General features: G+C 34.9%; 20 protein-coding genes. 5 read left to right on the top strand and 15 right to left on the bottom strand.

Annotated elements, in window-relative coordinates; translation table 11 throughout:
- Window position 1: 1 nt before the first annotated feature.
- The 13 genes from N2Z72_02145 to N2Z72_02085 all read right to left on the bottom strand — a co-directional run bounded on the left by N2Z72_02145 (window position 2) and on the right by N2Z72_02085 (window position 16,431).
- On the bottom strand, window positions 2–1,081 hold the full coding sequence (locus N2Z72_02145) for an LptF/LptG family permease (protein MCX7696477.1): 1,080 nt from the start codon (window positions 1,079–1,081) through the stop codon (window positions 2–4).
- Between the two features lie 2 nt (window positions 1,082–1,083).
- Entirely contained in the window at window positions 1,084–2,211 is a 1,128-nt protein-coding gene (gene tgt, locus N2Z72_02140; GenBank protein MCX7696476.1) for a tRNA guanosine(34) transglycosylase Tgt, read from the bottom strand.
- Window positions 2,212–2,232: 21 nt separating this feature from the next.
- Window positions 2,233–3,573 carry a tRNA (N6-isopentenyl adenosine(37)-C2)-methylthiotransferase MiaB gene (gene miaB, locus N2Z72_02135; GenBank protein ID MCX7696475.1) on the bottom strand — a complete coding sequence of 447 codons (1,341 nt, stop codon included), beginning with the start codon at window positions 3,571–3,573 and terminating at the stop codon, window positions 2,233–2,235.
- A 438-nt stretch (window positions 3,574–4,011) separates the two neighbouring features.
- A complete protein-coding gene (locus tag N2Z72_02130; protein MCX7696474.1) occupies window positions 4,012–4,596 on the bottom strand; it encodes an HD domain-containing protein in 585 nt (194 codons plus the stop codon).
- A gap of 2 nt (window positions 4,597–4,598) precedes the next feature.
- Window positions 4,599–7,739: a hypothetical protein gene (locus N2Z72_02125; protein ID MCX7696473.1), complete on the bottom strand. Its 3,141-nt coding sequence runs from the start codon at window positions 7,737–7,739 to the stop codon at window positions 4,599–4,601.
- A complete protein-coding gene (locus tag N2Z72_02120; protein MCX7696472.1) occupies window positions 7,736–8,674 on the bottom strand; it encodes a hydroxyacid dehydrogenase in 939 nt (312 codons plus the stop codon). The genes N2Z72_02125 and N2Z72_02120 overlap by 4 nt, the downstream gene beginning before the upstream one ends.
- Window positions 8,671–9,885, bottom strand: a complete 1,215-nt coding sequence (locus N2Z72_02115; protein MCX7696471.1) for a glycosyltransferase — start codon at window positions 9,883–9,885, stop codon at window positions 8,671–8,673. Before N2Z72_02115 ends, N2Z72_02120 begins: the two co-directional genes overlap by 4 nt.
- On the bottom strand, window positions 9,872–11,731 hold the full coding sequence (gene asnB / locus N2Z72_02110; protein MCX7696470.1) for an asparagine synthase (glutamine-hydrolyzing): 1,860 nt from the start codon (window positions 11,729–11,731) through the stop codon (window positions 9,872–9,874). The genes N2Z72_02115 and asnB overlap by 14 nt, the downstream gene beginning before the upstream one ends.
- 4 nt (window positions 11,732–11,735) lie before the next feature.
- Window positions 11,736–13,127 (bottom strand): dihydrolipoyl dehydrogenase, encoded by a 1,392-nt coding sequence (gene lpdA / locus N2Z72_02105; protein MCX7696469.1) that lies wholly within the window; start codon window positions 13,125–13,127, stop codon window positions 11,736–11,738.
- A gap of 36 nt (window positions 13,128–13,163) precedes the next feature.
- Window positions 13,164–13,856 carry a hypothetical protein gene (locus tag N2Z72_02100; protein ID MCX7696468.1) on the bottom strand — a complete coding sequence of 231 codons (693 nt, stop codon included), beginning with the start codon at window positions 13,854–13,856 and terminating at the stop codon, window positions 13,164–13,166.
- Window positions 13,825–14,838 (bottom strand): radical SAM protein, encoded by a 1,014-nt coding sequence (locus tag N2Z72_02095; protein MCX7696467.1) that lies wholly within the window; start codon window positions 14,836–14,838, stop codon window positions 13,825–13,827. Before N2Z72_02095 ends, N2Z72_02100 begins: the two co-directional genes overlap by 32 nt.
- Before the next feature lie 30 nt (window positions 14,839–14,868).
- Entirely contained in the window at window positions 14,869–15,501 is a 633-nt protein-coding gene (locus N2Z72_02090; GenBank protein ID MCX7696466.1) for a peroxiredoxin, read from the bottom strand.
- A gap of 57 nt (window positions 15,502–15,558) precedes the next feature.
- Window positions 15,559–16,431: a universal stress protein gene (locus tag N2Z72_02085; GenBank protein MCX7696465.1), complete on the bottom strand. Its 873-nt coding sequence runs from the start codon at window positions 16,429–16,431 to the stop codon at window positions 15,559–15,561.
- A gap of 31 nt (window positions 16,432–16,462) precedes the next feature.
- On the opposite strand from N2Z72_02085, the gene N2Z72_02080 reads away from it, so the two are divergent.
- Both N2Z72_02080 and N2Z72_02075 read left to right on the top strand, forming a co-directional pair.
- A complete protein-coding gene (locus N2Z72_02080) occupies window positions 16,463–17,329 on the top strand; it encodes a nucleoside phosphorylase (protein MCX7696464.1) in 867 nt (288 codons plus the stop codon).
- Window positions 17,310–18,380, top strand: a complete 1,071-nt coding sequence (locus N2Z72_02075; protein MCX7696463.1) for a T9SS type A sorting domain-containing protein — start codon at window positions 17,310–17,312, stop codon at window positions 18,378–18,380. The genes N2Z72_02080 and N2Z72_02075 overlap by 20 nt, the downstream gene beginning before the upstream one ends.
- On the opposite strand, the gene kdsA is transcribed toward N2Z72_02075, so the two are convergent.
- Complete coding sequence (gene kdsA, locus N2Z72_02070) at window positions 18,367–19,152, bottom strand: 3-deoxy-8-phosphooctulonate synthase (GenBank protein ID MCX7696462.1); 786 nt, start codon at window positions 19,150–19,152, stop codon at window positions 18,367–18,369. The genes N2Z72_02075 and kdsA overlap by 14 nt on opposite strands.
- Before the next feature lie 12 nt (window positions 19,153–19,164).
- Window positions 19,165–19,767, bottom strand: coding sequence for an SIS domain-containing protein (locus N2Z72_02065; GenBank protein ID MCX7696461.1), 603 nt, complete (start codon window positions 19,765–19,767; stop codon window positions 19,165–19,167).
- A gap of 177 nt (window positions 19,768–19,944) precedes the next feature.
- On the opposite strand from N2Z72_02065, the gene N2Z72_02060 reads away from it, so the two are divergent.
- The 3 genes from N2Z72_02060 to N2Z72_02050 are packed head-to-tail and all read left to right on the top strand — an operon-like array spanning window position 19,945 to window position 24,743.
- Complete coding sequence (locus N2Z72_02060; GenBank protein ID MCX7696460.1) at window positions 19,945–21,531, top strand: T9SS type A sorting domain-containing protein; 1,587 nt, start codon at window positions 19,945–19,947, stop codon at window positions 21,529–21,531.
- Window positions 21,532–21,535: 4 nt separating this feature from the next.
- Window positions 21,536–23,137, top strand: coding sequence for a hypothetical protein (locus tag N2Z72_02055; GenBank protein ID MCX7696459.1), 1,602 nt, complete (start codon window positions 21,536–21,538; stop codon window positions 23,135–23,137).
- Window positions 23,138–23,141: 4 nt separating this feature from the next.
- Complete coding sequence (locus N2Z72_02050; protein ID MCX7696458.1) at window positions 23,142–24,743, top strand: T9SS type A sorting domain-containing protein; 1,602 nt, start codon at window positions 23,142–23,144, stop codon at window positions 24,741–24,743.
- Window positions 24,744–24,774: the final 31 nt, after the last annotated feature.

Below are 24,774 nucleotides of genomic sequence, written 5' to 3'. Positions count from 1 at the left end.
TTTACTTCTGTGCAAATCTGACTGCTATCAAAGCAACTATAGCAAAAATAATGTTAGGCATCCATGTAGCTATCAATGGTGGCAAATCGCCACTAATCCCTAGGGAACTAAAAATCTGCATGAAAAGAATATAAGTAAAACTTAATCCTAGGCCAAGACCTATATGAAAACCAGTGCCTCCTCGAACTCTTCTGCTACCAATTGCGACACCAAGTATTGTTAAAATAATGGTAGCAAAAGGAAATGCTAACCTTCTATGTTTCTCGACAAGTAAAGCTGGAACTCGATCGGAAGCTCTTTCTCTTTGCCTTTCTATGAAATGTTCAAGTTGAAAAAAATTCATTACATCCGTGTTTTCAAAGTCCTTATGAAGCTCCCGAGGATGAAGTGGAAGAACGCTATCTTTTTTTTCAAATGAATATATATTCTCCTCTCGTGGTCCGATTGTTCTTTCATATCCATTCATCAGTATCCATTTTCCATCAGATGTGTCATAACTAATGGTTTGAGCAAAAACCATTCTATGCAATCCTTTTTCAAAATCCATCTGTATAATGTAACACATGTATCCGATATTACTTGAAAATGAATAGGTTTCAAGTGAAAAATACGTATTTTGACTTAATTGCATGTAAATATTAAAAGAACCAAAAGGTTTATTACGTTTAATATATTTCCATTCAAAATCAAAACGTTTTTTATTGGCGGGAGGAATGGCAAAGTTTTGGAGATAAAGTGAAAAAACAAAAAGTAGAAAAGCTACACATAAAAAGGGACGTAGATAGCGATTAAAACTTACCCCACTGGTAAATATGGCAACTGTTTCTCCATGCATAGCCATTCTTGACGTAACAAAAATTACGGTAATAAAGACAAATAAAGCAATAAAAAGATTTACGAAGTAAGGTATGAAATTGAAATAATATACCAATAAAATTTCAGAAAAAGGTGCTTTTTTTTCAATAAACCTGTCGATCTTTTCAGACAGATCAAATAAAACTATAATTAAAACCAATAAACTGATTGCAAGAACGAAAGAAAGGAAAAAGCGTCGAAAAATATACCAATCAAATTTTTTCATAATCACAACTTCTGCATGCAGCGTTGAGCAGCTTTTTCATACCACTGACTAAATGTACCCTCCATGATACGTCTTCTAGCTTCTCTAACTAATTCCATAAAAAAAGAAAGATTATGAATAGTAGCAATAATCGGACCGAGCATTTCACCAGCTACAAATAAATGCCTTAAAAAAGATTTCGAAGTCACACGATCAAGTTCAAGAGAACTATATGGATCTATTGGTTCATGAACAAATTGCCATTTTTTGTTTCGAATATGAAGAATGCCATTCCATGTATATAACCATCCGTTTCTTCCATTACGTGTCGGTATGACGCAATCAAACATATCTACCCCGAGAGCAATGGCATGAAGAATATTTGCAGGCGTGCCTACTCCCATCAAGTAACGAGGCTTATCCTTCGGTAAAACCGAACAAGAAAGCTCCGTCATTTCATACATGAGCTTTTCGGGTTCTCCAACACTTAAACCTCCTATGGCATAACCTGCCATCTCTTTCTGAGAAACATATTCGGCTGATTGCTTTCTTAAATCTTCGTAAGTACCACCTTGTACGATGGGAAACAAAACCTGCTCATGTCCATACAACGACTCAGTTTGGTTAAAACATATTATGCAACGATCAAGCCACGAATGAGTAAGCTTGAGACTTTTTTCAATATATTTTCGGTCGGAAGGATATGGCGGACATTCATCCAGTACCATCATAATGTCAGAACCCAAAACTCGTTGTATTTCGATAACCTTCTCGGGCGAAAAAAAATGTAACGATCCATCAATATGAGATGAAAACTTGATACCATCTTCAGTAATCTTACGAATTTTACTTAAAGAATATACTTGATACCCACCACTATCAGTTAAAATAGGATTATTCCAACCAGTAAACCTATGTAAGCCACCGACAGAGCGTATTACCTCAAGACCGGGTCTTAAATAGAGATGATAAGTATTTGAAAGTAATATTTGAGCCTTGATATCTTGCTCCAACTGACTGAACAAAACTCCTTTAACATTACCCAAAGTCCCTACAGGCATGAAGATAGGTGTTTCTACCCGGCCGTGATCTGTAGTTAAGACACCTGCACGGGCTTTATTATCGGTTGCATCTATAAAAAAGGAAAACATCGCGAGACAAAAGTAGTAAAATTACATCAGATTAGTTTCTGGCCATGGAATACCTCTCAACGTCGCCGATGTAACTTCTACAACTTTTACTTTAACTACGTCACCTGGCCTTTTACCTTGAAAAGGGAAAACGACTACTTTGTTCTGACCTGTTCTACCAAACCATTCATTCGGATTTTTATGCGAAGGTCCTTCAATTAATACATCAAATGTTTTATTAATGTCGCGCAGGTTATGTTCATAGGAAAGCTGTTGTTGAAGTTGAATGATCTCTTGCAAGCGACGAGTTTTGACATCATCAGCAACATCATCAACATATTTCTGAGCGGCGAGAGTTCCTGGACGTTCACTGTACTTGAACATGTAAGCATAGAAAAAATGAATATCTTTCATGGCCTCAAGGGTTTTCTGATGATCTTCTTCTGTCTCTCCACAAAAACCTGCAATGATATCCGTACTCACAGTGATGCCAGGAATTGTATCATAAAACCATTGTATTTTTTCTTTGTATTCTTCCAAAGTATAATTTCTGTTCATCCTTCTAAGAATTCGATTACTTCCAGATTGAAGTGGCAAGTGAATAGAAGGTGCAATGTTAGGGTATTGAGCCATAACTTCAACAAGCTCTCGCGATACATCTTTGGGGTGACTGGTAGCAAAGCGAATCCGTAGTGATGGAAAGTGAGTAGCAACGTGATCCAATAAATCAGGGAAAAACCATTTTCTACAACCATCATCCCATTTATATGAGTTAACGTTTTGCCCTAAAAAAGTAATTTCTTTAACGCCTTTCTCCATCAGATCGTGAACCTCATTCATAATCGAATGCAAGGGGCGAGATCGTTCTCTTCCTCTTGTGAAAGGTACAACACAGTAAGCACAGAAATTGTTACATCCTCGCATGATCGAAACAAAAGCAGTCACATAATTCTCAGGGTAATAAGGCAAAATATCTTCGTATGTCTCAGTATTTGAAAGAAGAATATCCATGAGATGAGTTTCTCCACTATAACTCTGCTTCAGAAGTAAAGGCAAATTTCGGTAGCTATCAGGTCCCGCTATGAGATCAAGTTGGGGAATTTTATCAAAGAGTTTTTGCTTATTCCACGTACTCATACATCCAACAATCCCTATCTTTAATCCTGGCTTTTTTTTCTTCAAAGAAATCAGCTCTTTTGCTCGAGAAATGATCTTTTCTTCAGCATGCTCGCGTATGCTACAAGTATTCATTAAAATTAGATCAGCATCAGCCGGTTGTTGACAAAATTCATATCCTTCCTTTGATAATATAGAGTAAATAACTTGAGTGTCTGAAACGTTCATCTGACAACCATACGTTTCAATATAAACGCGCTTTTTCATATGCAAATATATATTAAACAAATGTTATTTTTTAAAACGCCTTTGTTGATCTTTTTTCCAAAAAAAAGAACCTAGTTCCAATTAACTCAACCATTGTTCCATTGAGTTAATTCAATGAATGAATAAGATTAAATCCATGTAAGAAAGCATAAGAGAAGTATCGATCTGATGGCTAGAAAAAAAAGGAATAAACAAACAATAATTTACAATCGAAGACATAATCAATAATTTGAATAGTGGTTAGAGTGTTTAGTTTAACTAACTTTTCAAGCTGCTTGGTGATATCTTGATACTTATTTCGCTGTTGAAGATTTAGTAAAATAAAATCGAGAATGAAACTACATGCAAAATTATGCTATTTGCGTTTTTTAAAAGTCACCGAAACTAAATATAAGCAAACTAATCAATATGATGCAAGAAGTTAATAAAAAAGTTTAACTATATGGTTACTAATGATTCTTTAATCATTCTTAGGTGCTTAAGCTTTTTAGCTTCTCTAAGTACGTGAGCTGTATGAGTGAAATATTTATGAGAACTCAAAAACTTAATTTGCACATTAAACCATTCATCATGACTTAATTTTTTTCCATAAGCATCCCACTCTTTGCGTAAGTTGCAACTCATTTCGAAGTAATCATCTCTACCCAAGTAATCGAGATCTGCATCACATAAAATTTTGCTTAACTTATCAAAAGGTTTTTGAGGAACTGACGTAGCCTCAATAAGTTTTACAATGTATTGAATATCTTCATTTTTATACCCAAATTCAGGTAAAACTGTCCAACAAAGGCCAACTGAAATAGATTCGTTGTTTTCGTACCTCACAAGGTAGCCGGAATCGTGAAAAAGTGCCGCTGTTAACAAAATACTTCTTTCTTTTCCAAATATTGCTTCATTTTCAGCATAAAGTTCAGCTGCTTCCATCACGCTCAGTGTATGCTGTACACCATGGTAGTACAAATCTGGCGCTAAACAATAATGGAGCTTGTTTAAAAGGTACCTTTTTACTTCTTCGAATTTCATTGCTACAAATTTAAATATTGTATTTGTAATAATTTTACATATTTTTCTCTAAAGAGTTTATTAGGTCTCTTACCCTTACCATCTACACTGTACTTTGCTTTGATGCCATCGATGAAATACATGTGAATTTCTCCCTGATGTTTTACGGCAATTTTTCCTCTATAGGTCAAATCAAAAAATTCTTCAATTTGAAGAGCAGTTTCATGAGATATATTGATTTTATTTGGTTCACTCGATTCCTGTAAACGACTTGCCATATTGACCGTTGAACCCCATACATCAAAACCAAATTTTCTCTTTCCAACAACTCCTGCTATTAAATGTCCGGTATGAATACCAATCCGTAATTTCCATGGTTTGAAAGTTTCATCAACTTCATGCAAATATTCAATAAAATCAACCATTTCGACAGCAGCCAATGCAGCATCAATGGCATGAACTTGAGAAAAAACTGGAATTCCTCCTACACTCATATGTGAATCGCCAATGGTTTTTACCTTTTCCAAATTGTAGCGCGAGCAAATATCATCAAAACGTGAAAAAATTAAATCAAGCTTTTCTACCAATTCCTCTGAAGTATATTGTTCAGTTAGTACACTAAATCTAACAAAGTCAGTAAAAAGAACAGAAGCTTGATAAACCTTAATGGGTTTGAATTTTCCGCGTGTTTTTAATTCCTCTGCAACTTTAACAGGTAAAATGTTGTAAAGTAAAAAATCGGATTTTTCCTTTTCTAGCTCCAACTCCTTGTTGCGCAGCTCAATTTCTTTAGTTCGCTCCCTGACTTGTTTTTCAAGTCGTATCTTCGCATGTATAAGTCTTCGGTTTAAATAAAAAACAATAGAGGTTAACAAAATAAACAAAATCATGATGCCAAAGACAATTGCCCACCAACTCATATACCAAGGAGACAAAACTCTAAACTCAACAAGTTTAATATCTGTTTCAGTGCCAGAAGGAGAAATACTTTTGACCTGAAACGTATAATGTCCAGGCGATAAATTACTATACTCTTTTACATTTCGATTTTCGAGCACTTGCCAGTTATGATCATGATTATTGAGTTTGCATATAAAAATATTTTGACTCTCATCTTCATAATTTGATGACGAAAAAACAAAACGAATAAGTTTCTTAGAATATGATATATTTCCTAAATATATCCAATTTCCTTGATCACTGATTCCATGATAAAGAAGACTGTCATCTATTTGAACACTAATACTAGAAATGACATCTTTTTGTTTTTTGATGGAAAGAAATTCCAACCGTCTGTCATAACAAAACACCCCTTCATCAGTTGAAAACCAAATGAGACTGTCTCCGTCTAGGTAAATATTGTAAATTTCCAGAGGAGGAAAAAAGCTCAAAGTCCTTAAAACCCAATTGCTAAGTGGGTGATATGTCAATAAAATTTTTTTCCCTAATTCTTTTGAATCAAGCTGAACCCAGTAAACAGAATCATTTCCTTGAGCAATGTAAGATACACGAAAAGTAGGAAACAATTTATAGAGGGAATTTTGAGTACTGATCCAGGGCACTATAAAAGAACCTTGCAAATGATAAAGCCCATTGTTTGTCGAAAGCAATACTTTGTTGCTTGACAAAAAAAGAGTTTTTAATTCATTTTTGCTCACCTCGGGGGGAAGTATTAAACTATCTTTCTTCCAAATCAATTGGTCTTTAGCCTGAAAAAAAGTAATATGAAAAATACCTTTGTTCATTGTAGAAACATATAAATGATTTTCCCATCCAACCATGGAACGGATGTTATCACCTATGAAGATCGTCCATTTAGACCATCTTTTGTTCTGATACTGGTAAACAGAAATAGACATTCTTTGCGCACTTGCAATTAAGTCAGGATTCTTCAAAGTGGCAAGGTGAAAAAAGTTACCTTCGTCTATTTTTTTCAAATTCAGTAAACTATCCAAAAGGAAAACCCCAGAAGAGGTAATCATAACCTGATATAAATGATGGGAAAGTTTTATGGGCAAAAATTTCCAGACCTGAGTAGATATCTGAGGGTGAAGATGAAAATAATGATCAGTCAACTTTGTATCGAGAATAAATAATCCCTGCCAAGTCCCCGCAAGTATTTTACTTCCAATTCTAGTAACATCCAGCACACTACCGCGTATTCCTTTACTGTAATTGAACTGAAAAAGTGGAGCATTTAAATTGATTTTTGCGAGACCATAATCCATTGAAATCCACAAATTCCGATTCGGATCTTCGTACAAATAGTTATGAGTCTCGTTGATCAAACCAGTTTCTCTCGATAGATGTGTGATAAGATTAAACCGGTGATCCATTAAAAATGTTCCTTTTTTAAGTGTTGCAAAAGCATATCCCCCTAAACTTAATTTGATAAAATGAGAAACGCTATTCTCTTTTAAAATAGGTTCAATGGGTACTGGTATTTTTGTGACATGAAGCGAAATATTGTTTTTTTCTTTTCTACTTGAAACACATAGTAAACCATTGGTTTCATCCCATAACAATAAAGTATCAGAAGCGATGGCTGATGAAGCTAACACTCGAGTAATCAACCGTGAACTGTCAATTCTGTTAAGTTTGTGATCATCTAATACGTATATGTTGCCTTCAGAAAACAAAAAAGCCTGATCGTTCCACTGAGATAAATGAATTCCAGATGGAACAGAAATAACATGGACTCCTTTAAGTGAAAATTGAAAAATATGAGTTTTAGTATTAAAATATACCCCCGAAGACGTTACTGCCATTTCCTTAATAAAAGAAAAAACACGATGTTCTGAAGGAAGCAATGGTTTAAGAGAAACATACGTGTAACCTTCTTTAATGTTAGGGAAAAGATAGCCTAATTCGGAAAAGCCACTTACCCAAATAATCCCATTCTTGCCTTTTAAAAAACGCAGAGGGGTTGCGTAATTAGGAAGAATAATTTTTTCCCAAGTAAAACCATCATACATCAACACTCCATCACCGTTGGCAACCATTAAAATACGATTGTCGTTTTGAATAACAGACCAGTTTTGCGAATAACCTTTGTAGTCAGCAGGTCTATAATTTTTTATGATAGGTATCCCCCCTTGCCAGCTTTGAGCAAAAAATATTAAACAATGAATGCCAAAAAATACAATAAAAAAGCTCCTATTCATGAACTTTCTTCCTCCATTAACCAATTCAAAATGATATGTTTTAACATAGAGAAACGTCTACTGATAGCTTCTTGTGTAGCATAAGCAGTATGAGGGAATAAAATAACGTTCGGTAATTTAAGAAGAGGATAATCATTAGGTAATGGTGGTTCTATTTCATAAACATCCAAAGCTGCACCTGCCAAATGCCGATTAATCAATGCATCCCTAAGTGCTTCGTAATCTACCACTTTCCCACGTGCAACATTTATCAAATAGGATCCTTTTTTCATAGAAAAAATACGGTCTCGCGATAATAAATGATAATTTCCCTCTTTTAGAGGAACATGGAGAGTAACAATGTCAGAAGTTCTTAAAAGTTCATTAATACTTACGATAGGATAAGGGGAATCTATAATGGAAGGATGTTCTGCTATGAGTATGTTAGAACCAAAAGAGTCAAATAGCTCGGCCACTCTTCTCCCAATCTTGCCAAAACCAATAATTCCAACAGTTTTTCCTGCAAGTTCTTGTCCAAGAAAACCACCACGATCCCTGCTTGCCAATGTTAGTTCATGCATTTTTATTGCATTTCTAAGTAGCATCAATGTCATAAGTATGGTCTGCTCAGCAACTGCTTGAGTTGAATAACCAGGAGTATTTGAAACTCGAATTCCTTTTTCACGACAATAATTTAAGTCTATATGATCTAAGCCACTGAAAGCCACTCCAATATGTTCGAGATTCGTAAGACGTTCAAGTAATATCCTTTTCAGAGGATAATTACTCACAATTACCATATGAGCATCGAAACAACGATTAACTATATCCTCTTCTGACGAAGGTTTTTCAAGATAAAATTCCACAATATGACCTAACTCTTGGATATTTTTTTGTAAATCAAGAATTTCACTCTCTAAGTAATGAATAGGTTCAGCAAAAACAATTTTTTTCATATTTCTATGATGCCTTTTTTACGCAACAAATCAAAATACAATGACCTCATACGTTGAATAAGAAGTTCGTATGTAAAATTTTGCTTCACAAATTCCTGACCATATCTTCGCATTTCTTCTCGTAGCTGGCTGTTTTCTATCAAAGTTATAATATTTTTTACCATGGCAGGTATATTTCTTTTGGGAGATAGTAAAGCCGTTTTTTCTGAGATGACAATATCAGGAATGCCGCCAACGTCAGTTGTAATTACTGGGATTTGACAAGCCTGTGCTTCAATCAGAGAAACGGGTGTTCCTTCATTATCTGAAGTTAAAACAAGGGCATCTAACGCTGGTAAAACTGAAGTCATTTCCCTTTGCCAAGATAAAAAGTAAACAACAGCATCTTTATCAGTATGAAACGAGTAGGTAATTGCATGTTTGTTCAAATACAGTTCAAATGGTTTCATCATCATTCCATCACCCACAACAAAAGCTTTGATTTTTTTCCCTAGTTTAACTAGTTGATAAATGACTTCTGCAAACATCAAAGGATTTTTGACTGGCACTAACCTACCTACCCACCCAAGAACAAAATGATCATCATCGAGCCTAAACTGAGATCTGATTTCTGATCTTTTTAACTGAACATCACAATTAAAAAATTTCTCTAGATCAAAACCATTGGGAATGATATGAACTTTTTCTTCTGGGGCTATTTTAAACTTTTCAACCAGATCTTTTTTCTGTCGCTCACTTAAAGCAATAATTGCATCTGAAATTCTAGTAAGTCTTCGTTCTATCCAAGTAAAAAAAGAAGAAATAGATCGATTAAAGTACGCTTCGAATACATGACCATGAAATGTATGTACTATAATTGGTATCCCCATCTGATAAGCTGCTATTCTGCCAAGAACACCAGCTTTGGAAGCATGAGAATGAAAAATCAGAGGTTGATAGTCTCTCATCATATCGCGAAGTTTAAATAAAGCTCGAAGGTCATTCCATGGCAAAAGGCTGCGCTTCAAGCAAGGTAGTACTATTGGATCAAGACCCATACTATGAGGAATGTGTAATGAATGAGTTTCATAAACTTGATGAACTCCACCAACCAACATGGTTTCAAAAGGTTCACCTATGGAACGAGTTAAAATACTGACGTTATACGTTGGTCCACCTAGGTTGAATCTATTTAAAAGTCGAAAAATACGTATTTTGTTAGTCTTCTCCATACTTCAAATACCAATTTTGAAAAACTACATAGGCCCAAATCAAATATGCTTGCTCTTTAATTTTTCCCTGTCGTACCATATTTTTCAAACGCTCTACTCCTTTTTGCTTAAATATACCTTGCTTTTGCACAAAAGTCACATCAAAAATCTTAGAATCAACTTTCAGCATAGAACTTAAAAGTAAATCAAGCGGTATTTCGAATCCTCGTTTTCGCTGTTTTCTAACATGATCGGGCAATAAGTCGCTAAAAAACTCTCTAAGCAATTTTTTGCCATTCCGACCGTCTAATTTCCACTCTTCAGGTAAAGAAAAAACGTAGTCCACAAGCCGATAATCCAACAAAGGAGACCGAGCTTCAACACTGTTAAACATAGACACTGCATCAACTTTCCTCAACATGTCGGATGGGAGAACGAACTGAAAATCTCTTAATAAAAAATCATTTAAAGTATGTATATCAAGCGATTGAAGTTGAAGTAAGTCGTAACATTCAGAATGAATTATTAAATCTTTTAGCACATCATGCTGATGAAATGAAGCCAGAAAATCATAATACTCCGAAGTTTTGCATCGTATCAATTCGGAAAATTTTTTAATTTTTCTGAACCAATCAGCAAAAGGATTGTATCGATTGGCAGGTAATGGCATACTGCTTACTGCAAAAAAAAGTGGATAAAGGTAAAATGGAAAACGCATAGCTTTATACCATGCAACGTGTTTTCTGTACCCTGCAAACAATTCATCGCCACCATCCCCTGTAAGAACAACTTTGTATCGTCCTTTTACAGCTCGGAAAAGTGTATAAGCTGCAATAGCAGAAGAATCGGCAAATGGCTCATCTAAGCCATCTAAAAGTTCCATTGCATTATTATGCAACAAGTCTTTTGCAATTGGTACAATTTCATGTTTCAAATGATATACTTTAGCTGTTTCGGAAGCTATTTCAGCTTCGTTTAAGTACGGATATTCAGGAAAACTGATGGTAAAGGCCTGAATGTCAGGAACAATTTTCGACGCAAAATAAGACACCAATGTAGAATCAATGCCTCCACTTAAAAATACCGCTACAGGCACCTTGGCATGAAGTCGTAATTTTACGCTGTCTTCAAATAAATTTCTGATAACGATTCTACTTTCCTGTTGAGTTAGATGTTCCTTTGATTGAGATGAAAAAGTATAATAGCGATGCTGCTGAACATTACCATTATGAATAAAAAGATATGTGCCAGGAACTACTTTGGTAATTTCTTTGTAAATTGAATGAGGTTCAGGAATATATGTGTATTTAAAGTACAAACCTACTGATTTTTTATCGATGCTAAGGGGAAAATTCAATGCTTTAAAAGCACGTATTTCTGATGAGAAAGCAATATAGTGTGAGTTTCGGTATAAAACAAGTGGTTTTTCTCCATATCTATCTCGTGCCAAAACAAGTTCGTCTTTCTTCACATCATAAATTGCTATAGCAAAAAAACCGTTAAAAAGATTAAAACAATAAGGCCCCCAATGTTGGTAGGACCGCAAAACAACTTCAGTATCACCTGTGGTTCTAAAGATATACCCTTCTTTTTGAAGTATTAAACGCAATTCATTAAAATTAAATATTGCACCATTAAAAACAAGCACGTAATTTTTAGATTCGTCAAAAAAGGGTTGTGCGGATAGTTCCGATGTATCCATAATACAAAGTCTTCGATGGCCCAAAATGATCCGACCATTGGGAGAAATATACCATCCACTGCCATCGGGTCCGCGATGGTATAGACTTTGCAAACCATCTTTAAAGTCTAAAATTACATCATCTAAATTACCTTTGAGTGCTACAATACCAAGAATTCCACACATACAGTTATAAATGAATCACTTCGCCTTCAGCCACTGCAGCTGCTTCCATAATTGCTTCGGATAGTGTTGGATGGGGATGAATGGTTTTTACGATATCGTGAGCTTTAACTCTTTGTTTTAGAGCAAGAACGATTCCTGAAATCATTTCAGTAGCATGAGCTCCAACTAACGTGGCACCTAAAAGCTCAAGGCTTTCTTCATCAAAAACGAGTTTTGCAAAACCAGTGGTTTGCCCCGATGCCTTAGCTTTTCCATTGGCAATGAAGGGAAACTTACCCACTTTTATCCGAAGCCCTTTATCTAATGCATCTTTTTCTTTCAATCCAACAGAAGCTATTTCTGGGTGAGTGTAAATAGCAAAAGGTACATGTTGATAGTTAATTGGTTGAGGTGGTAGACCGGCTATTTTTTCGACACAGACTATACCTTCGTGAGAAGCAACATGAGCTAATGCAGGCCCGGGCACCACATCACCTATGGCACAAATACCTGGCACCGATGTACGATAAAATTCATCGACTAATATTTTTTCTCCATCCGTTTTCACGCCAACCTCAGCAAGTCCAATATTTTCAATATTAGCTTTTACTCCAATTGCTGAGAGCACCTGATCAACTTCAATTACCTCTTCACCTTTAGGCGTCTTGATGCAAACTTGGCATTTTTCATTATTTGAATTTATTTCTTTTACCTCGGAAGATGTGTAAATTCGAATTCCCATTCTTCTGAAAGTTCTTTCCAGTTCTTTAGAAGCTTCTTCATCCTCTAAAGGAATTATGCGTGGTAAAAACTCTACTAAATAAACCTCTGTTCCCATCATCCTATAAAAATAAGCAAATTCAACCCCAATCGCACCGCTGCCAATAACAAGCAATTTTTGAGGTTGATCTGACAAAGACATGGCTTCACGGTAGCTAATAACTTTCTTACCATCGATGGGTATATGAGGTAGTTCTTTTGCTCTAGCACCAGTTGCAATGATGATATGTTTAGCTTCGAGTAGTTCAGTTACACCATTGTTTCTTTGCACTAAAACTTTTTTGTCTGGAGTCAAACTACCATAGCCTTCGAATACGATAATGTTGTTTTTTTTGAATAAAAACTGGATTCCTTTACTCATGGTTTGAGCAACCTCACGACTTCGCTGGATAATGGATTGAAAATCGGGCTTAATTTCTCCAGAAATATGAATTCCAAAGTGCTTAGCCTCTTGAAAGTAAGAATAAACTTCAGCACTTTTGAGTAAAGCTTTGGTTGGTATACACCCCCAATTAAGACAAATGCCACCGAGTTCTGCTTTTTCCACCACAGCTACTTTCATTCCTAATTGAGAGGCGCGAATGGCAGCCACATAACCGCCCGGGCCACTGCCAATGATTATGACATCAAAATTCATATTCAAATTTTCCCAAAATTAAGTAAAATGAAAAATCTATATAAAAAAAATACCTCCAACATCAAGAGGTAAATGATGAGTTAAACAAGTGAGATTCAGATTATATTTCTTGCATAACTTTTTTATCAAAGGAAAAAAAACAAAGGATCTACTCCCTGTAAAGAAAACTTCAGAGTCCTTTCTTCCCAGACATCCTCCAATAAATCCGTGATTTACATTGAAAAGCCTAATCTCCGAAGGATTTACATAGTGAGATGCGAAGCCTCCTGATATCAAAGCATTATGGATATGAACATCAGAAGTTATAAATTCATTTCCTAATCGAAATACATTACATCTTACATACCCCTGAGTAACTTTCACTATCTTTTGGTCCGTCATAATTTCTTCGAAAATCTTATCAATATGAACATGAATGATGCTGACATCTTTATCTATGTAGATATTGTATCTTACTGTTTCAGGGTATTTTTTCCCAACAGGTTGATGACCAAATTTGAAGGCAACTTTTTTTTGTTCGAATATTCCAATAATTTCTTTAGGCGTATTGGGTGCTAAAATCCACTGAGATCCATCCGTAAAAAGAAAAATATCTGGATGACCTTCGATAGCAGGATAAACTAATCCTTTAGCAGAAAAAGGAAATACTTTGTAACCTAACTTGGTTAATGCTAATTGAATTTCATGAGCTCTATAATCAATGATAACATACGTACCATTCTGATTCATTTGCTATCGAATAATCTGGTAAAACTTTACACTTAAACCTGGAATGAATCCAACGTTTTATGTTTTTTCTTTCAAATCCGACTATGGAAGGTATCAACGATGGTGAAGAATAAATAATGTTCTCTAAATCTAGTTTTAAATAAGAAGTTATGTTACGATAATAATATTCCGTCATGACCAATTGATGAAAATTCGGATGAAATGGCCCTGCTACTAGGTTTTTTTCTAATTGCATTCCGGGATGAATGCCCATTTTATATATTTTGATATGTTGACTTCGAAAAAAATCGTACAGCCAACAACATTGTTCTATAGCCCTATCGAGTGTAAGAGGTTCATAAATCCCACGTTTGTACCAATTCTCAAGGGAAGTATTTTTTAACACAAGTGTCGGATAAATCCGTACTCCGTCTGGTTGCAAAGCAGAAACATCAAAAGCCGTTTGTCGTGTTTTTTCATCATTATCACCTGGTAACCCAATCATGATCTGTAAACCAAGCAAAAAACCAAAACTTTTAATAAGTTGGGCTGAATGAAATACATCGTCACGGTTATAAAGCCTACCAGAAAGCTTCAAAACATCGTCATCTGTGGACTGAACTCCCAATTCTATGTGCTTTATGTAAAAATTTGAAAGAAAGTCGAGTTTATCTTTGTTAATCAAATCAGGTCTTGTCGACAAACGAATCGAGATCACTTTGCCTTCCTCAATGAAAGGCTTAATAATTTTTAACAATTTTTCTTGTGTTTCAAAAGGTAAGCCCGAAAATGAACCTCCATAGAAAGCCACTTCTAAAGGTTCTTTGATGTGAACACTCAAAACACTGTTTACAAAGAACTTTATTTGTTCAAAGTCGATACTTACTTGTCTCCCAGTAATGATAAATTGATTGCAATAGACACAAGAACGTGAGCATCCAGCCTCAGGTATGAAAATAGGTAGAATTCTTTTTTTCATCCAAGCAAAAATAAAAAAAGCCACCCAATGGTGGCTCTTTCATGCATGGTTTCCTTAATTATTTATCAAGTATTCACTAATACTTTCAGGTGTTGCTTTTAGTGCCTTCTTTCCTGGTTGCCAATTTGCAGGACAGACTTCACCATACTTTTCATAATACTGCAACGCATCCACCAAGCGCAAAGCCTCTTCAGTACTACGACCCAAAAAGTTATCATTAATCAACATGTGTCGAATTATACCTTGTTTATCAATAAGAAATAAACCTCGATAGGCAACTCCACTACCATCGTAGATAAGTTCACCTTGATCGTTGAAAGAATATTCTCCATCTAGCACACCATAAGCAGCCGCTATAGTTTTTGTTGCGTCTGCTACCAAAGGATAAGTAACGCCCTGTATGCCACCCTTATTGCGCGGCGTATGAAGCCATGCATAATGAGAATAAATAGCATCAGTACTACAGGCCACCACTTGTACGTTTCTTTTTTCAAATTCAGGTAAATCTTTCTGGAAAGCTAAAATTTCAGTTGGGCAAACAAAAGTAAAATCCATCGGATAAAAGAAGAAAATTACATACTTTTCTCCCAAATACTGCTTTAGAGAAAAGTTTTCAATAATTTTCTCTCCGCCTACAATAGCGGGTGCATTAAAATAAGGAGCTGGTTTTCCAATCAAATTTCTCATAAAGTTTTTTTGAAAAATAAATATCTTAGAAAAAAGATACGACAATCATGACTTTTATCATAAAATTTGCACCAAACTAAACGAAGGTGTTATGGAAAGTACAGGAATTTTACTGTATCGTATTACGCCAGATGCCGTCGAACCTATAAACATGTCTTTGAAGTCAAATTCTTGTTGGGTCATCATCATAATTAAGTCACATTCGTTGTATTTCGCATAGTCAACAATTTTTTGTGGTATTTTAGAGGGATAATCAAAATCATAAACCAATTCGTAGGAACTGGCAATATTGTAGTCCGTGAGATAGTTTTTGATTTGAAGCAATTTTTCCTCATATTCTTGAACATTTGATCTATATTCAGGAGTTACAATATGGATGATTTTGAGAGGTGCACCGTATTGCCGGCTAAATAACATAGCAGCAAGCAATTTGTTCTGTACAGGTTTCTTTAAATCTAATGGAAGCAATATTTTTCTAAATGTTTGTTTGACAATCTGATCAATAACCAAAACAGGACTGGGAGATGAATACAAAATCTGAAAAGCATGCTTACCAATGGAATTCTGAAAAACGGATGAGTGGCCGGACTTCCCTATGACTATAAGTTGAATATCTTCTTTTTTTGCAAAATCAACTATGACATCCTTCACTGACCCGCTTGCCCAATTAGGAAGAAATTCATGTTTAAACTTATTTTGATAAAAAGAAGCTATTCTTCTCAATCTTTCTTCTAAACTTCGTGAAGCATCTTCATATCTTTTTTCAACTTTACCACCTTGAAATATCATGCTTTTTATTGAATGCACAACGTGCATGATGGTAACAGGTTTATTAAAAATTTTTGCCACGTAATAAGCCTGCAAAATCTGTAATTCACTTCGTTTTGTGAAATCAATAGGAACGAGAATGGAGTTATAGTACTCAGACATGAAAAACTAATTTTTATCTTTGTATAAAAAAATGTTAACTTTTGAAGCATCTGAATTGGTATTACAACCCGATGGTAGTGTATACCATCTTAAATTATTCCCCGATGAAATTGCCGACAAAATCATTTTAGTGGGAGATCCTTCCCGAGCAGACATGGTAGCTTCTTTCTTCGACAAAGTTACAGTTAAAAAAGAAAATCGAGAAATATTTACACGCACCGGTTTTTATAAAAATAAAACCATTAGCGTCCTCAGTACAGGGATGGGACCTGACAATATAGACATTGTCATTAACGAACTAGATGTACTTGCCAATTTTGATTTACAAAAATCTACGGTCAAAGACCACGTGAAATCACTTACGCTTGTTAGAATAGGTACCTCAGGTGCCTTACAACCCGACATATCCTTGGGAGCTTTTGTTTTTTCATCTTATGCTTTGGGACTGGATGGTCTTTTGCATTTTTATGCCGATAGTGAAAAAGTCAGAGACATAGCAATGGAGAAAGCTATTGAGAAGCATACTCGTTGGGATACTAATTGGCCATCACCATACGTCGTAAGTGCCGATTTAACATTATTTCAACAGCTCGTTGGAGATCATCCATCAGGAATTACAGTTACAGCTGGTGGTTTCTATGGGCCACAAGGAAGAAAATTAAGACTTCCCGTAAAACATCCAGAATTTAATGAACTTATTTCTTCTTTTTCATGGAACAACCTGCGGTGTACGAACTATGAAATGGAAACTAGTGCCCTTTATGGCCTCAGTAAGATGATGGGACACAAAGCCTGTACCGCTTGCGTGATCATCGCAAATCGAAAACGTGGAGAATTCCTTTCAGATTACAAACCTTATGTCGAAAAACTTATTCACCATGTATTGGAAAATATTTAAAATTGTTTATTTATTTTTGGGGGCATGTAGATTCATGATGGCCCAACCTGTTATAACTGAAAGTCACATGCCCAAACCAAATCAATATTTTTACATCAGCAAAAGTACGGATAACCTTGACCCTTCCTATTTTGCACCTGGTGAAAATTTAAGCTGGGATTTTTCATCACTAATCAGTTTATCTCGAGACACCATCAATTTTTATCATGTTATCTCTAGTGAAGTTCCTCTGGTATATGCCACTGTTTTCTATAACCCCCTGAATCCTTCACATAAAGCTACTGTTTGTAAGAGAGACGATGACTTTTCGATGGGTCCTTCTGTCGAAGCGACCGATGTTTTTTCGTTTTTCAAACTAACATCAAGTGCATTTATTCAAGTTGGAACTGGTGCTACTATTAATGGAGTTCCTACTGCTATCCAGTGGACACCAACAGATACTATTTACGATTTACCATTATCCTACCAAAGCAGTGGTAGCTCATATTCGTTTTATGATATCAATATTCCATCCATAGGTTATTTTAGCGAAAAAAGATGGCGTCAGTATGAAGTAAATGCCTATGGAAACGCAGTAACTCCTATGGGAACATTTAACACTCTAAGAGTTAGAACCAATATGCAATACCATGACTCCATTTACTACGAACAATTTGGTTTTGGTTTTCCTATTCAACGAAGTGAAACCATATACGAATGGTATACTCCCGATTTTTCAATCCCTCTCGTCAGAATTATTCAGAATTTTCAAATGAATCGTATAGAATTCATCGATACTTCAAACATCACAGGTCTTGCTTCCTATTTAGCCGTCCCTTTCACCATTTATCCTGTTCCTGCTTCAGATCAAATTAACATACTTACTTCATGCGAACCTCCATTTTTTTTGCAAGTGTTTGATCCTCTAGGTAAAATCATCTTATCTGAATATATCACTGAAAAGAAGTCAATATTTGTTTTTCCAGTTACCGATTTTAACGACGGAATATACTTCCTGCAACTAAAGAAATCTGAAAATGTTTATCAGCGAAAATTTATCATTCAACGGTGAGGGTTTTCATAAAATCATATAACTTTTTCACCCTTTCGATGAGCAATGGAAGTTCATCGAGTGGCAATTGAGTTGCTGCATCACTCAAGGCAGTGGGTGGAGAGGGATGTGTTTCTACAAAAATACCATCTGCTCCAGCTGCTATCCCAGCAAGCGCGATTGTTTGAATCATTTCACGTTTGCCACCAGTTACACCTGAATCCTGGTTTGGTCTTTGTAGAGAATGAGTTACATCGATTATAACGGGGACTTCATGTTTTTTCATTTCCGGTATGCCGGTCATATCGACCACGAGTCTTTCGTAACCAAAAGTGGTACCCCGCTCCGTTAACCATATCTGTTGATTCCCTGTGCTTCTGACTTTCTCGACAGCAAAAGCCATAGATTCAGGCGACATAAATTGGCCCTTTTTAATATTTACGGGTTTACCTGTCTTAGCAGCTGCTAGTAACAAATCGGTTTGCCTGCATAAAAAAGCAGGAATTTGTAACACATCTACATACTGGCTTACTTCTTCACACTCCCAACTTTCATGAACATCGGTCAGCACGGGAATTCGGAATTCCATTCGAATGTCTTGTAATAATTTCAAAGCTTGTTGTCTATCTATCCCTTGAAAACTACTATATTTTGTTCGATTGGCTTTCTTGTAGGAACTTTTAAAGTAAAATTGAATATCAGGAAAACGTTGTTGTAAAGAAACAATGACTTCGGCTACCCTAGAGAGAATCTTCTCATTTTCAACCACACAAGGTCCTGCAATACATATCATGGTAAATTATTTTTATTTGTTGATAAACTCTCTTGACTTTTGGCCAAGATATCCAGCATGATGACGTTTAGCGTAATCTTCAATAGTAAATTGTATTTTTTTCATCATCAATGTTATAAGAATATCTCCTATGACAGTCATCACAGTGGTTGATGTTGTCGGAGTCAGTCCAAGTGGACAAACTTCTTCAGGTGCACCGGTAAAAAGCAATACGTTTACCTGAGAAGCAAGTACACTTTGACGATTACCTGTTATGAGAATAGATGGAATGTCGGGATATAAGTTGCGTGCTAATTGTAGCAATTCAATAATTTCACGCGTCTTACCAGAATTTGACACAAGTAATAGAATATCGTTTTTCTGCAAAACTCCCAAATCGCCATGCTGAGCATCGGCTGGATGCAGAAAAACAGCAGGTGTACCTGTCGAAGAAAATGTCGTGGCAATATTTAAAGCAATCTGCCCTGCTTTGCCTACTCCGGATGCTACCACCTTTCCATTCTTTTGGTGTACGTGTTCGTAGATAAGCTCAACGGCAAGATCATATTCTTTCCCCACAGGAATGGATAAAATAGCACGAGACTCTTTTTCTAATATTGTTCGCACAAAATCCATTTTTTTAGCAAAAGTACTGGTTTTGACGAAATTTGATTGCTTGTTGATCTAAAATTAGTCACTATATTTTTTTTTTAATTATAAAAAATTTTTGTATGCAGGTAAATAAAATTAACCAATTTTCGATAAAAAAATTTTTCACTTTATGAAATAAATTAAATTTGTAGAAAATCATTCATGAGAAAATTTATTGTTCCTTTTTGTATTCTTCCATGGCTCATTCAAGCACAAATACCTGAAAGTTCGTACTTAAAAGAAAATCCGAATCTTAATCTTTTTCATCAGATTAAAACTATGGGGAATCTAACAATAGTGATTGATTCTGTGGTGAATTATTCATACTCAACCATGTGGGCTCCTATATTTAAAACATATGTCATCAGCAGACATAGTTCAGGAATGCCACATCAACTCATGGAAGATGTATACGATGTATCTACTCAATCATGGACTCACGATATATATATGCAAGAAAATTTTTTTCCTAATAATCATCGAAACGAATATTGTAAGAAAAGATACAATAAATTTATAGGCGTATTTAAAGATACAACGGAATATCTTAAACTTCTTCCCTACCTTAATCCCTTTGGTGACACCATGTCTTTAGTTAGCCTAAACGCTTATTACAACATAAACACACAGGCCATTGAAAACGGAAATTTAATGAAAGCTCAAGTTTATCATGATTCTTTATATCAAAATTTGACTGTTTATCAATATAATGCCGCAACATCAAAATATGACATGCCCCTTTATGATTTCGATTTTTCTTACAATAACTTAAATCAAATTCAATTGGTAACAAAAAAAATCTGGAATAGCTCAGCAAATCAGTTTGAAAATTATATACGTATTTACTATCAATACAACAGTAATCAAAAACTATGTAGCCAAATAATTCAAACATTTAATTCTTCCTGGAAAAATTACGAAAAATACGAATACGAATACGATCCATCAGGAAATAACATATGTAAGAAATATTATAAATCTAATAACGCTAATCAATTTATCGCTAATACCATGGACAGCACATATTACGATGGAAACCATAATGTCATAAAAAAAATTAAGCTTAAGTGGGACCAAGTTATAAATCAATGGATATATTTTGAAAGAACAACTATCTCTTACGCTCAGAATCTGATAACTCTTATTTTAAATGAAACATGGAATGGAACACAATGGATCCCATCTAATCGTTATACTTACACTTATAATCCTGCCAACAAAATATCTACGAATGAATTCGAATATTATTCCACTTCATGGAAAAAAAACTGGAAAGAAACTTATACGTACGATGTCACCGACACTAACCTATTGATGCACAATACTTTTTTCAGTTACGATTTTATTAATTATACACCAAATTCTAAGGAAATATATGTGTTAAATTCATTCAAAGAGGATTCTATCTACTATTATTTAATCTATAATTTGACAACTAATCAGTGGGATTCAATATCAAAAAAAGAGTATTATTGGTCAACGTGGAATGCGAATTCCGTCACCGAGATCTTTCCTGCACCTATTTCTATTTTTCCCAATCCTTGCAAAGATTGGTGTAATGTTATTACTTCGTTTCCTACTGATAGACTTGAAATTTATGATAGAACAGGTAAGGTATTATATTCTGAAGAAAAAACCAATGACCAATTTTATTCGATTCTCGTATCACAATATAAGTCAGGAATCTATTTTATGGTAGTTACTGACCTAAAGGGGAAAAGATTTTCTTGTCCAATCATAAAGTTATGACAATATGAAACAATTTTATTTAAGCATTTTCTTGACTCTTTTTTTATTTACATGTATGAGTCAGTCAACCAAAAAATTACTTGAAATCTCGCCTTACTCATTTTTCCCAATTAAGTCTTCTCAAGGAATGATTCGCGTACTTGATTCAACGATCTTATTTACTTACAATAGTTCAACTCTTGGATGGGATCCCATTCGTAAGACCTATGTTCTCAGTCGCCATTGGGGTACTGATGGATGGCCAAATGAAATGGTTCGATATGACTTTGAAGATAATACATGGAAATCTCGTTACCTTTTTACATGGCAGTTTTTCCCTAATCAAAAGATAGAAAAGCATGTCATTAAAGCATATAATTCTTTTTTGGAGAGTTTTAGAGACACGTTGGTTTTCGAACATTTTAATGGCTACAAAGACCAGTTTAATGACAGTATTTTGCTTTCAACAATTAGTAATTATTACGATTTTAATACCAACAGCATTTCTGGTGGAGAAAAAATAATCTCACATATGCTAACAAATTCTCAATACCATGAAATCATTTCCTACGGTTATAATACTGCTACTGGCAACTATGATTTAAATAACTATAAGATTTCATATGAATATACCAACAATCAACTTTTACAGACGAAAACTACTGCTTCATGGAATGCAAGCACAGCACAATATGAAAACAATCATCGTATTCTATATTCCTACTATTCTACTGGTAAAATTAAATCCCTTACATACCAATATATGTCATCTGGCGTGTGGCTTAATAATGGTAAAAATCACTATACATATAATTCTAATGGCTATCCGGAAACTATTACTAGCTACTCCATCAACTCGTTTAATGAATTTGTTCCATATTATAAAGACAGTTTTTGTTACAGTCCAACTGGCAAAGTAACTCTCAACTATATCTTTCGTTGGGACGATTTACAAAAATTGTGGGTTAATTACGCAAAAATGAGTAAAACATACAACGGTGACGATTCAATCAAAACAGTTCTATACGAAAACTGGAATGGAACAAATTGGATACCTAATTGCAGAGGTACTTACACCTACAACGCTCAAGGAAAATTAATTCAATATGTTGAAGAACAATATAATACAATCACTTCATCATGGGAGGATGTTCTCAAATTTACATGGCAATATCATGTCACAGGCCAAGTAGAAGAACACATTATTTACACAGGATCACCTTTAACACCTCAATTTAAAGAAACTTTTTCTTACGACTCATATAATAACCTCAACATTCATACAAATTTTTTTTGGGACAATATGAGCAGTTCTTGGATCCCCAATGATAAACTGGCTTACTATTGGTCCGATTGGAATGCCAATGCACTCTCTGAGGACCCGGATGTTGAAATTACCTTATCTCCTAACCCCGTTGAAGACATATGTTTCATTCGGAGTTCCTTACCTGTATGTAAAATTGACATATACAACTCAATGGGACAGATACTCCTCTCAAAAGGCACCGATAATTCTTTGTCTTTTTCTTTCGATCTTTCAGAACTGAAACCAGCCAATTATTTCGTCTGCTTTAGCTTCACGGATTCATCAAATAAGAAAATAATTCGTTCCATTATAAAACAATAATCGTATGAAAAAAGGTTTAACGTTTCTTTTTTTTGTTAGCGTCGCTTTTTCCTTCACGACAGCACAGGAAGAGACGCATTTTTTTAATGAAAACGCCAATAAATTGACTTTTTTGAACCCTGTAAAAACCAGCCATGGGACTATTAGAGTTCTTGACTCTATCGTAAAATTTGTTTATGATCTTGTTCTATCGGAATGGAAACCCAAGGATAAATTTGCCATCATCAGCCGTCATTGGGGAACAGATGGATGGCCAAATGAAATGCTATATTATTCATATAAGGATAACGCCTGGAAAGTCTATTATTATCAAAAATTTGATTATTTTCCCAATCATAGTTTGGAAAAAATTTTGGTCAAAGCTTACAATGATTTCCTCGAAGAATTTATAGACACAGTTTTTTTCGACCATCGAGCACCGTATAGAGATCAATTTAGCGATTCTCTTCGTATTATGGAAATTGAAGCAAATTATGATTTTAATGTCAACTCTCTCACCTATGGCTATAAGACTTACTCTGTTTTCTTAACGGACTCCCAATATCATGAAAGATATTCGTACGCATACAACCCCGCAACTGAAAAATACGATATTAAACAAGAAAAAGAAACTTATGAATATAATTCCCAAAATCTGCCTGCAATAAAAACATTCTATAACTGGAACACATCCACTGAAACATATGAAAACAGTGAACGATATATGTACGCATATTATAACAATGGTCTATTAAAAACTTATGTGCATCAATATTTTTCAACCATTTGGTTGAACAGTAACAAAGAAGAATATACATATTATCCTAATGGATTGAAGAAAACTTCTGTATCATATATCACCAATAGTATGAATCAATTTATTCCTGATTACAAAGACAGCATGGTCTACAATTCGAATGGATTGCTTATCAAGAAATATTACTATGGATGGAATAATGTTCAAAATCAATGGATCCCCTGGCAAAGGAGCACATATACATACAATGCACAAGAACTTTTATTACAAGAACTCTTCGAACAATGGAACGGTACAAACTGGGATCTGTACTTTAGGAACACTTATACATATAACGCCCAAGGGAAATTAACTCAGCTTCTTCAAGAAGGCTACGACAAAGTTACTTCCACATGGATTATTTATTATAAAACTACTTACCAATACGATCCAACAGGCTTATACGAAACGGAAAGGATTAATTATGTAGGTGACCCACCTACACCTTTTAGCAGATATTCTACTACTTATGATTCCTACAACAATCCAACCATGTATATATATTCAACCTGGGATAATGGAACAAGCTCATGGATTCCCGACTATAAATACATTTACTATTGGTCCGATTGGAATGCCAATGCCTTACCTGACCCCGAAAATTTCTCTTTAAACATTTACCCCAACCCCTCTCAAAATGAAATCCTTATTTCATCTGATTATTCCATTCAATACATTCAATTATACGACATAACTGGTAAAACTCTTAACATTTTAAATCCGAACTCTAGAAACTGTATTCTTTCCCTTACTCCCTATCCTCGTGGAACATACCTTCTTGACGTCATGACCTCACATGGAAAAATTAGAAAACTGGTTATAAAGAATTAGTACATTATTAGCACATTGTTTAAATTAAAAC

The organism is Bacteroidales bacterium (genome assembly GCA_026418905.1).
Lineage (GTDB): Bacteria > Bacteroidota > Bacteroidia > Bacteroidales > DTU049 > JAOAAK01.
The sequence above is the reverse complement of the archived record's forward strand: the minus strand, read 5'-3'. Positions and strand labels throughout refer to the sequence as shown.

What these genes read in the sequence shown, in the direction of transcription:
- asnB (MCX7696470.1), bottom strand. Translation starts at nt 11,731, where the DNA reads ATGTGTGGAATTCTTGGTATTGTAGCACTCAAAGGTAATTTAGATGAT.
- N2Z72_02115 (MCX7696471.1), bottom strand. Translation starts at nt 9,885, where the DNA reads ATGGAGAAGACTAACAAAATACGTATTTTTCGACTTTTAAATAGATTC.
- N2Z72_02085 (MCX7696465.1), bottom strand. Translation starts at nt 16,431, where the DNA reads ATGTCTGAGTACTATAACTCCATTCTCGTTCCTATTGATTTCACAAAA.
- N2Z72_02055 (MCX7696459.1), top strand. Translation starts at nt 21,536, where the DNA reads ATGAAACAATTTTATTTAAGCATTTTCTTGACTCTTTTTTTATTTACA.
- N2Z72_02050 (MCX7696458.1), top strand. Translation starts at nt 23,142, where the DNA reads ATGAAAAAAGGTTTAACGTTTCTTTTTTTTGTTAGCGTCGCTTTTTCC.
- tgt (MCX7696476.1), bottom strand. Translation starts at nt 2,211, where the DNA reads ATGTTTTCCTTTTTTATAGATGCAACCGATAATAAAGCCCGTGCAGGT.
- N2Z72_02080 (MCX7696464.1), top strand. Translation starts at nt 16,463, where the DNA reads ATGTTAACTTTTGAAGCATCTGAATTGGTATTACAACCCGATGGTAGT.
- N2Z72_02090 (MCX7696466.1), bottom strand. Translation starts at nt 15,501, where the DNA reads ATGAGAAATTTGATTGGAAAACCAGCTCCTTATTTTAATGCACCCGCT.
- N2Z72_02120 (MCX7696472.1), bottom strand. Translation starts at nt 8,674, where the DNA reads ATGAAAAAAATTGTTTTTGCTGAACCTATTCATTACTTAGAGAGTGAA.
- N2Z72_02145 (MCX7696477.1), bottom strand. Translation starts at nt 1,081, where the DNA reads ATGAAAAAATTTGATTGGTATATTTTTCGACGCTTTTTCCTTTCTTTC.
- lpdA (MCX7696469.1), bottom strand. Translation starts at nt 13,127, where the DNA reads ATGAATTTTGATGTCATAATCATTGGCAGTGGCCCGGGCGGTTATGTG.
- N2Z72_02065 (MCX7696461.1), bottom strand. Translation starts at nt 19,767, where the DNA reads ATGGATTTTGTGCGAACAATATTAGAAAAAGAGTCTCGTGCTATTTTA.
- N2Z72_02130 (MCX7696474.1), bottom strand. Translation starts at nt 4,596, where the DNA reads ATGAAATTCGAAGAAGTAAAAAGGTACCTTTTAAACAAGCTCCATTAT.
- miaB (MCX7696475.1), bottom strand. Translation starts at nt 3,573, where the DNA reads ATGAAAAAGCGCGTTTATATTGAAACGTATGGTTGTCAGATGAACGTT.
- N2Z72_02125 (MCX7696473.1), bottom strand. Translation starts at nt 7,739, where the DNA reads ATGAATAGGAGCTTTTTTATTGTATTTTTTGGCATTCATTGTTTAATA.
- N2Z72_02075 (MCX7696463.1), top strand. Translation starts at nt 17,310, where the DNA reads ATGTATTGGAAAATATTTAAAATTGTTTATTTATTTTTGGGGGCATGT.
- N2Z72_02060 (MCX7696460.1), top strand. Translation starts at nt 19,945, where the DNA reads ATGAGAAAATTTATTGTTCCTTTTTGTATTCTTCCATGGCTCATTCAA.
- kdsA (MCX7696462.1), bottom strand. Translation starts at nt 19,152, where the DNA reads ATGATATGTATTGCAGGACCTTGTGTGGTTGAAAATGAGAAGATTCTC.
- N2Z72_02100 (MCX7696468.1), bottom strand. Translation starts at nt 13,856, where the DNA reads ATGAATCAGAATGGTACGTATGTTATCATTGATTATAGAGCTCATGAA.